Here is a 9,340-nt window from a genome sequence, read left to right as displayed (position 1 = left end):
TCATTTTGTCGCTACCTTCCCCTTTGGCTGGAGCTTGCAGAACGATTCGACTCTATGCAAGACTATGCTTAACTCCGCTTGACCCATGAGGAACGCGCATAGCATGCATCTGAGCCTGCTCGAGACCTTTCGCGCCGTCATCGAGAAGGGCACCACGCAGGCCGCGGCAGAGGCACTTGGCCTGTCGCAATCTGGGGTCAGCCGCCGCATTGCCCAGCTGGAGGAAGAACTTGGCATCCCGCTCTTCGTCCGCGACAGGGGCCGGCTCATCCCGACACGCGAGAACCGGCTGCTGCAGGGGCAAATCGTCGGGCTGGTCGATCACGGCGCGCGCCTGACCCAGCGGGCGAGCGAGCTGAAGGCGGGCAACTACGCGATGGAACTGCTGCGCGTCGCCTTTCCGGCCAGCCTGACCATGTCGATCGTGCCGACGATCCTCGCCGATTTCCTCGCTCGGAACGAACGGGTGCAGGTGGAACTGCACACCGGCGCCTATGACACGATCGAGCGGATGATCCTCGACGAGCGGGCCGAGATCGGCTTTCTGCGGATGCCGACGCAGCGTACCGGCCTGTCCACCACCCCGATCATCGAGGTGCCCACGGTCTGCGTCATGCCGAAGGGGCATCCGCTGGCGCGGCAGGAGACGGTGTCGATCGGCGATCTCCATGCCGTGCCGCTGATCCTTCTGGGCCGGATGCGCCTGCCGCGGCGCGACATCGACGAGGCCTTCTGGGAGGTCGGCCTGCGCCCGCTCGTGCGAGTCGAAGCGCATTCGGTGCAGTCGGCCTGCGCCCTTGCCGCACGGGGCATCGGCGTCACGCTGGTCAACGAGCTGATGGCGCGTGACTTCGCCCATCTCGCCATCGAGATCCGCCCGCTGCGCGAACGCCTGCTGCACCGCTTCGCCTTCGCCGTGACCGAGGGCGTCCCCTCGACGGAGCTCGCCCGCCAGTTCATCGAGACGAGCACCCGCCGCTTCCGCGAGGTGCTGGAGCCGTAGGCCTGCCTTCTGCTGCGGATGGGTCAGGTAAGGCGATATGAAGATCGACGTCGGCAGCACGATCGTCAACTCTGCGCTGCCCTTCCGCCTCTCCCGCACCGGGGAACCGGCTTCCTTCAGAGGCCGGCTGAAGCCGCCTCTTCCAGCAGCACCGCGCCGTATTTCTGCCCGCAAATGCGGCACATTCTTCCGTTCGCCCGCGAAGATGCTCCCGCCATCCAAGAAAACCCATGGATCAGGCCGATTAATCGTGTAATCAACGACGGGATCGCCAGCAACCCGAGTCCCTCTGCGTGAAGCGCAGCAAACCCGTCTCCCAGCAGGACATCGCCGACGCGTTGAACATCTCGCGCGCGACGGTGTCGAATGCGCTGAACGGCACCGGGCGGCTGTCGCCGGAGCTGATGCAGCGGGTGCGCGACAAGGCGGCGGAGCTGAACTTCGCCCCTTCCGGTCTTGGCCGGGCGCTGCGCACCGGGCGCAGCTCGACCATCGGGCTGGTGCTGCCGGATTTCCGCATGCCGCTCTTCGCCGAATTCGCCCGCGCCTTCGCCATGGCGGCGCGGCGGCGGGGCATGGTGCTGATGGTGGCGGATTCGCTCGGCGATCTCGAGGTGCAGGACCAGAACCTTGCCGATCTCGCGGCCCGTGGCAGCGATGCCCTGGTGATCATCCCGATGCGCGGCTCGCAGCTCGACCGGATGACGCTGGCCAAACCGATGGTGGTGATCGACGCCGAGAGCAATCCGTTGAACGCGGTCGCCTCGGATCACCGCGATGGCGGGCGGCAGGTGGCGGCGCATCTGCTGGCGCTCGGGCATCGCGAGGTGCTGCTGCTCTCCGCGCCCGGCGATCCCTCGGGGCGCGATGCCTCGCGCGTCAACGACGCGCGGGTGGCGGGCATGACCGAGGTCTTCACGGCGGCGGGGCTCGCGCCGCATCAGCTGACGCTGCCGAACCGGCTTGAGGCGGCGCGCGAGCATTTCAGCCGCTGGCAGCCCGGCACGATCACCGCCGTCGCCGCCACCTATGACGCCTTGGCCGTCGGAGCGCTGTCAGCCCTCGTTGCGCGCGGCATCGCCGTGCCGCAGCAGGTGTCGGTCACCGGCTTCGACAACACCGTCTGGGGCCAGATCACCACGCCCCGTCTCACCACGATCCGGCAGGATCTGGATGCGGTGGCCGAACGCGCGCTGGCCCATGCGACGGGCGATGACGAAGGCGCCGGCCTCGTTCCCGTCACCCTCGAACCGCGCGAGTCGACCGCGCCCGCCCCCTCACCCCCACAGGACAGGATTGCCCCATGAAAACGACGCTGCTGACCGCCGCCAGCCTGCTGGCCCTCACCGCCGCCGCCGAGGCGCAGGACAAGACGCTGACCATCTCGGTCTACGGCGTCTCGCAGGATGCCTACAAGGAAGCGCTCTACGCCCCCTTCGAGGCGAAATGCGGCTGCACGCTGGTGATCGAGAGCGGCAATTCCTCGGAGCGTCTGGCCAAGCTAGAGGCCAATGCCGCCGCGCCACTGGTCGATCTGATCGCCTTCTCGGACGCCAATGCGCTCGACGCCGCGCGCAAGGATCTGCTGGCGGCCTTCGACCCGGCGAAGCTGCCCAACCTCGGCAACATCTACGACTTCGCCCGCGACCCGATCGGCGGCAATCTGGCGGTGGGCTATACCTTCTACGGCAGCTCGATCGTCTACGACTCGGCAGTGATCGACGGGGTGGACAGCTGGCTCGACCTCTTCGGCGACGAGCTGAAAGGTCAGGTGGCGCTGCCCAACGTCTCGACCACGCAGGGGCCGATCACGCTCTACATGCTGGAGCGGGCGCTCGGCTCGGAAGATCCGTCCCTCGCCAAGGCCATCGCGCTGGTGGGCGAGAACCGCGACGAGATCGTGACCTTCTACGAGAAGGGCAGCCAGATCCCGCAGCTGATGCAGCAGGGCGAGATCGCCGCCTCGGTCATCGGCCGCTTCGGCTGGGCCAACCTGGCCAAGACCGTGCCGACCGCCCGCTGGGCCAGCCCCAAGGAAGGCCAGACCGGCGGGATGAACGTGCTGGCGCTGGTCAAGGGCAGCGGCAACGCCGATCTGGCGCATGAGTTCGCCGACTACTGGCTCTCGACCGAGGTGCAGCAGAAGCTGGCCGAGATGCAGGTGGACAGCCCGGTGAACACCGGGGTCAGCGTCTCGGACGAGATCGCCGAGGGCCTGTCCTATGGGGAAGAGATGGCCTCCTCCATCCACTTCCTGCCCGCCGAAACCCAGCTCGAACACCGCGACGCCTGGCTCGCCGCCTGGAACGAGCAGGTCGCGCAGTAACCCGGCCACCCGCGCCGCCACCGGGGCCATGGCCGAAGCAGGCCGTGGCCGCATCGCCGTCAGCGCCATGGCCAAGCCATGGCGCATCAAGGAGAGGTCCATGTTTCAGGATCGACGACTGGGCCTCTTGCTGCTGGCCCCTGCGACCGTGTTCATTCTGCTGGGCTTCCTGCTGCCGGTGGCGATCCTGCTGTCGGGGGCCTTCCAGTCCGGCGGCGCCTGGGGGCTGCAGAACTTCACCGACTTCTTCGGCCAGAGCCTGAACCGCGAGGTGTTCTGGCGCACCTTCCGGCTCGGGCTCTGGGTCACCGGCGTCTCGGCGCTGGTGGGATACGGCGTGGCGTTGACCATCGTCGACGCCTCGGCCAGCAGCCGCGGCAAGCTGGTCGCCACGCTGGTGCTACCGCTGATGATCTCGCCCGTCGCCCGCACCTACGCCTGGGTGGTGATCCTGGGGCGGACCGGCATCGTCAACGGCTTCCTCACCTCGACCGGGCTGATGGACGGACCCGCCCGCATCCTCTTCACCGAGACGGCGGTCTTCATCGGGCTGGTGCAGCTCTTCTTCCCGCTGATGGTGCTGCCGCTGATCTCGGCGCTGGAGAACCTGCCGCGCGACGTGGTGCCTGCCGCGCGCATGCTCGGCGCCAACTGGTTCCAGGTGTTCTGGAAGGTCATCCTGCCGCTCACCCGCGAGGGGCTGGTCGTCGGCGGGACGCTGGTCTTCGTCGGCTCGCTGACCGCCTATGTCACCCCGGCGATCCTCGGCGGCTCCAAGGTGCTGATGCTGGAGACCCTGCTCTACCAGCGGGTCAGCGTCGCCAACGATTTCGCCTCGGCCGCCGTCATCGCGGTGATCCTGATCCTGATGGCGATCCTCACCAATTCCGTCCTCAAACGCATTGCCAGCACCGGCAAGGGAGGGGCCAAATGATGCGCCTTTCCGGGCAGATCCTGCTCGCCCTCGTCTTCGTCTTCCTGATCGGCCCCTTCGTGCTGATCTGCGCCGCCGGGCTTTCGGCGGGCGAGACGCTGGCCTTCCCGCCCGAGGGGCTGTCGCTGCGCTGGGTGGCGCGGGTCTTCGAGGTGGAGAGCTTCCGCTCCACCTTCGCCATCTCGATCACGCTGGGCATCGGCGCCACGCTGCTGGCGCTGGTCATCGGCGTCCCCGCCGCCTATGCGCTGGACCGCTACCGCCCGCCGGGGGCCGACCTGATCCGCAACATCCTCTCGACGCCGATCATCGTGCCCGGCATCATCGTCGGCCTGTCGCTGCTGCGGCATCTGGTGATCCCGATGGGCATCGGCATCCTGCCCGCGCTGTTCATCGGCCACACGGCACTGCTGATCCCCTATGCGGTGCGCATCGTCTCGGGCTCGCTCACCAACCTGCGGGTGGATATCGAGGAGGCGGCGGTGATGCTGGGCGCGAGCCGGATGCAGGCCTTCTTCAAGGTCGTCATGCCCAACATCCGCAACGGCATCATGGCGGCCTTCATCATCGGCTTCATCACCTCGTTCAATCAGGTGCCGGTGTCCTTGTTCCTGACCGGGCCGGGCGCGTCGACGCTGCCGATCGACATGATGGCCTACATGGAATTCAACTATGACCCCTCGATCGCTGCACTTTCCGGGCTCCTGGCGCTGATGTCGCTGGCCATCGTGCTCGTGGCCGAAAAACTTCTGGGACTGTCGCGCTATGTCTGATGATTTCCTCACGCTCGAGAACCTGACCCTGGGCTATGGCGGCGCCATCGCGGTGGACCGGCTGAAGCTGTCGATGAAACAGGGCGAGCTCGTCGCCCTCCTCGGCCCCTCGGGCTGCGGCAAAACCACGACGATGCGCGCCATCGCCGGGCTGCTGGAACCCGTCTCGGGCAAGGTGACGCTCGACGGGCAGGACATCACCCGCACCCCGCCGAACAAGCGCGGCATCGGGCTGGTGTTCCAGTCCTACGCGCTCTTCCCGCATCTGAGCGTCTTCGAGAACGTGGCCTTCGGCCTGCGCCTGCAGGGCGTGGCGCGCGACGAGATCACCCGCCGGGTGACCGCCACGCTCGCCTCGGTCGGGCTTGCCGCCTATGCCGACCGCCAGCCCCGCGCGCTTTCGGGCGGCCAGCAGCAGCGCGTGGCACTGGCACGGTCGATCGTGGTGGAGCCGAAGCTTCTGCTCCTGGATGAGCCGCTGTCGAACCTCGACGCGCGGCTGCGGCTGGAGATGCGGTCGGAACTGGCGCGGCTGCAGAAGGACTTGGGCATCACGATGATCTATGTCACGCATGACCAGTCCGAGGCGCTGGCGCTGGCCGACCGGATCATCGTCATGCGTCAGGGCAAGATCGAGCAGATCGGCACCCCGCCCGACATCTACGAGCGCCCGCAATCGGCCTTCGTTGCCGAGTTCATCGGTTTCGAGAACACCTTCGCGCTGGAGCGCGGCGCGCTGAAGGGGCCGAGGGGCCACCTGCCCTGCGAGGGCGCGCCCGAGGCCGCTGCCCTCGCCTGGCGCCCGCGCGCCGTTGTGCTGGGACAGGGTCCGCATCGGGGCAAGGTGGTCGGCGCTTCCTATCTGGGCGAGATGGTCGAATATCTGATCGAGACCCCGGCGGGGCTGATCAAGGCCGAGACCAGCGCCACCGCCCCGCGTCACGCGATGGGCGACACGCTGACCTTCGATCTGCCGCTCGCCTCCGCCGCCGTTCTGGCCCGGGGATGAGCCGCATGGCCGCAAGACCCCTCTCCCCGTCGCTCTGGATCGATGCCGACATGGGCTTCGACGACCTCGCCGCCATCGGCCTCTGTCTTGCGGAAGGCGCCGAGGTGGCGGGGTTGTCACTCGTGGCGGGCAACGTGCCGCTGCCGCAGGCGCTGCAGAACGCGCAGGCGGCGGCGAAGACCTTTGGCTGGACGATGCCGATCCACGCCGGGGCCGCGGCGCCGCTGGCGGCAGAGCTGCAGACCGCCGCCTATGTGCTGGGCGACGACGGCATGCCCAGCGTCAACCGCCGCCTGCCCGTTGCCCCGCTTGCCCCCCATGGCGAAGATGCCGTGGCCGCACTGGCCGACTGGCTGCGCGCGGGCGGGCGGCAGGTGCTGGCGCTGGGGCCGCTGACCAATCTGGCGCATCTGGTGACGCGTTATCCTGATATTGCCCGAAAGCTCGATCTGGTCTGGATGGGCGGCGCCTTTGCCCGCGGCAACCACAGCGCCGTGGCCGAGTTCAACGCCGCCGTAGATCCCGAGGCGATCGACGTGGTGCTGCGCGCGGGGGTCAATCTGCTGATGGTGGGGCTCGAATGCTGCCGCGAGGTGCAGGTCACGCTCGACGACCTGCCGCCGCTGCGCGACCTCCCGGGCGAGACGGCGGCGCTGCTGGCCGATCTCTACGAGGGTTACATCCGCATCGCCGCCGATGGCGCGCGCCCGATGTCGCTCTACGACCCGGTCGCGGCGGCGCTGGCGCTCGACCCGGCGCTCTGCCGGCAGGAGCCGGTGTTCCTCGGCGCCGAGCTGACGGGCACGCTGACCCGCGGCATGACCGTGGTCGAATGGCGCGGGCAGAAGGCCGCGCCCAATGCCCGCGTGGCGATGCAACCCGACGCCGCCACCATCCGCAGCCGCTTCCATGCCGCGCTGAGCCGCATGGCTCTGGCCTGAGACGAAGGACCGATCATGCAAAGCGAGCCGCACGACCTCGATCCCCCCGCCCTGCGCGACCGCGCGGTGCGCGCCGCCACCGGCGCCGCGCCCTTCGACCTGCTGCTGACCGGCGGGCAGCTGGTGAACGTCGCCACCTCCGAGATCTATGCCGCCGATATCGGCATCGTCGGCGGGCTGATCGCCTCGGTCCACCCGCCCGCGACGCGCAGCGACGCCGCGCGGATGGTCGATTGCAGCGGCCTGTTCCTCACGCCGGGGCTGATCGACACGCATATGCACATCGAAAGCTCGATGGTCACCCCGCGCCGCTACGCCGAGACAGTCGTGCCGCAGGGCACGACCACGGTGGTCTGGGACCCGCATGAGGTCGGCAATGTCGCCGGGCTCGAGGGTGTCGGCTGGGCCATCGAGGCGGCGCGCGGGCTCGACCTGCGCGTTCTGGTGCTGGCCCCGAGCTGCGTGCCCTCCGCCCCCGGCATCGAACGCGCCGGGGCGGCCTTCGAGGCGGCGGAGATGGCGCAGATGCTGTCCTGGCCTGAGATCGCCGGTGTGGCCGAGGTGATGGACATGCGCGGCGTGCTCACGCGCTCCGAGAAGATGACGGGCATCGTCAACGCCGGTCTCGCCTCGGGCAAGCTGGTCTGCGGCCATGCGCGCGGGCTCATCGGCCCCGAGGTGCAGGGCTTCGCCAGCGCCGGCATCCAGTCCGATCACGAGATCAGCGGGCCGGAGGATTTCCTCGACAAGCTGCGTGCCGGCTTCACCATCGAGCTTCGCGGCTCGCATGACTACGTGCTGCCGGGTGTGGTGGCGGCGCTGGCGGGCCTGCCGCATCTGCCGCAGACGCTGACGCTCTGCACCGACGACGTCTTCCCCGACGATCTGCACCGCGCGGGCGGCATGGCCGATGTGCTGCGCCGTCTGGTCGGGCATGGCATGGCGGCGATGGACGCGCTGCGCGCCGCCACGCTGAACGCGGCGATGCGGCTCGGGCGCGCCGATCTCGGGCTGATCGCGCCGGGGCGACGGGCCGATATCGTGGGTTTCGAGGATCTGGCGCAGTTCCGCGCCGCGCGGGTGCTGGCCTCGGGCCGCATCGTCGCCGAGGGCGGCGCGCCGATCGCACGCGAGGCCTCGCCCCCTTCCCTGCGCTTCACCGACACGATGAAGCTCGCGCCCCTGAGCCCCGCAGATTTCGAGATCCCCGCCAGCGGCGAGAGCGCCCGCGTCCACACGGTGCGGCGTCCGCGCTTCACCGAATGGGGCGAGGCGACCTTGCCGGTGCGGGAGGGCCTCGTGCAGGTGCCCGCCGACCTGCTGCGCATGGCCGTGGTGCATCGGCACGGGCTGGCCCCGGCGCGGCCCGTCATCGGCCTGCTGGAGGAATGGGGCTGCTGGTCGGGCGCCATCGCCACCACCGTCGCGCATGACAGCCACAACCTGAACGTCTTCGGCTCCGATCCCGCCGACATGGCGGTGGCGGCCAATGCGCTGATCGCCTGCGGCGGCGGCATGGCCGTGGCGCAGGGCGGAAAGGTGCTGGCGCTGCTGCCGCTGCCCATCTGCGGGCTGCTGTCCGACGCGCCCACGGAGGAGGTCGGCGCCCAGCTCGCCGCGCTGCGCGAGGCCGCCGACAGGGTCGCCGACTGGCTGCCGCCGCTGCGCAGCTTCAAGGCCATCGTCGGCGCCTCGCTCGCCTGCAATCCCGGCCCGCATGTCACCGACATGGGGATCTGCGACGGCAGCACCGGCGAGATCCGCTCCGTCCTCGCGGGCTGACGGGCAACAGCAACCCACTGGCTCCCGGGACGGGGGCCGTCTATGTCTGCCGCGAAAGCCTGTCAGAAACCGAGGTCAAAAAGGTGCAGATCCACCGCGACTCCCCGCTCGCCCCCGAGGTGCTGCCGCTGCTGCAGCGTCATCTTGACCTGATGCATGCCTCTTCCCCGCCCGAAAGCGTCCATGCGCTCGACCCGGCGGAACTGGCCGGGCCGGGCATCGCCTTCTTTACCCTGCGCGAGGGCGAGACCGTTCTGGGCATGGGCGCGCTGAAGGCAATCGACCCCGGGCATGCCGAGATCAAGTCGATGCATGTGGTGGCCGAGGCGCGGGGCCGCGGCCTCGCCCGGCAGCTGCTCGATCGCCTGCTCGACGAGGCGCGGGCGGCGGGATACAACCGCCTCAGCCTCGAGACTGGGGTGGAGGATGTCTTCGCCCCGGCCCGCGCGCTCTATGCCACCGCGGGCTTCGCCCCCTGCCCGCCCTTCGAGGGCTACGTCGAGGACCCCAACAGCCTCTTCATGACGCGCCCCCTCTGACCCCTTGCGCCGCGCCGCCGCGTGACGCAAAAG

10 protein-coding genes are annotated in these 9,340 nt (G+C 69.1%); all 10 read left to right on the top strand.

The features are described 5' to 3' along the window. Positions 1 to 103: 103 nt before the first annotated feature. Positions 104 to 1,003 carry a LysR family transcriptional regulator gene (locus tag AC3A5Z_RS01340; protein WP_487517615.1) on the top strand — a complete coding sequence of 300 codons (900 nt, stop codon included), beginning with the start codon at positions 104 to 106 and terminating at the stop codon, positions 1,001 to 1,003. 37 nt (positions 1,004 to 1,040) lie between these two features. Then, positions 1,041 to 1,259 (top strand): hypothetical protein, encoded by a 219-nt coding sequence (locus tag AC3A5Z_RS01335; protein ID WP_487517614.1) that lies wholly within the window; start codon positions 1,041 to 1,043, stop codon positions 1,257 to 1,259. A 37-nt stretch (positions 1,260 to 1,296) separates the two neighbouring features. Beyond that, complete coding sequence (locus AC3A5Z_RS01330; RefSeq protein WP_487517613.1) at positions 1,297 to 2,310, top strand: LacI family DNA-binding transcriptional regulator; 1,014 nt, start codon at positions 1,297 to 1,299, stop codon at positions 2,308 to 2,310. Further along, on the top strand, positions 2,307 to 3,329 hold the full coding sequence (locus AC3A5Z_RS01325) for an ABC transporter substrate-binding protein (RefSeq protein ID WP_487517612.1): 1,023 nt from the start codon (positions 2,307 to 2,309) through the stop codon (positions 3,327 to 3,329). Before AC3A5Z_RS01330 ends, AC3A5Z_RS01325 begins: the two co-directional genes overlap by 4 nt. Positions 3,330 to 3,429: 100 nt before the next feature. Beyond that, positions 3,430 to 4,263, top strand: a complete 834-nt coding sequence (locus tag AC3A5Z_RS01320) for an ABC transporter permease (RefSeq protein ID WP_487517611.1) — start codon at positions 3,430 to 3,432, stop codon at positions 4,261 to 4,263. Continuing rightward, the gene (locus AC3A5Z_RS01315) at positions 4,260 to 5,036 is read left to right on the top strand and encodes an ABC transporter permease (RefSeq protein ID WP_487517610.1); all 777 of its coding nucleotides are present in this window, start codon (positions 4,260 to 4,262) and stop codon (positions 5,034 to 5,036) included. The genes AC3A5Z_RS01320 and AC3A5Z_RS01315 overlap by 4 nt, the downstream gene beginning before the upstream one ends. Then, positions 5,029 to 6,045, top strand: coding sequence for an ABC transporter ATP-binding protein (locus AC3A5Z_RS01310; protein WP_487517609.1), 1,017 nt, complete (start codon positions 5,029 to 5,031; stop codon positions 6,043 to 6,045). Before AC3A5Z_RS01315 ends, AC3A5Z_RS01310 begins: the two co-directional genes overlap by 8 nt. A gap of 5 nt (positions 6,046 to 6,050) precedes the next feature. Further along, the gene (locus AC3A5Z_RS01305) at positions 6,051 to 6,986 is read left to right on the top strand and encodes a nucleoside hydrolase (RefSeq protein WP_487517608.1); all 936 of its coding nucleotides are present in this window, start codon (positions 6,051 to 6,053) and stop codon (positions 6,984 to 6,986) included. Between the two features lie 15 nt (positions 6,987 to 7,001). Continuing rightward, positions 7,002 to 8,768, top strand: coding sequence for an adenine deaminase (locus AC3A5Z_RS01300; protein ID WP_487517607.1), 1,767 nt, complete (start codon positions 7,002 to 7,004; stop codon positions 8,766 to 8,768). Between the two features lie 83 nt (positions 8,769 to 8,851). Further along, positions 8,852 to 9,307, top strand: a complete 456-nt coding sequence (locus AC3A5Z_RS01295) for a GNAT family N-acetyltransferase (protein ID WP_487517606.1) — start codon at positions 8,852 to 8,854, stop codon at positions 9,305 to 9,307. Positions 9,308 to 9,340: the final 33 nt, after the last annotated feature.

The sequence above is a fragment of the Cereibacter sp. Soil_C_27 genome (assembly GCF_057657095.1).
Note: the sequence above shows the minus strand (reverse complement) of the source record. Positions and strands in the feature narration are given on the sequence as shown.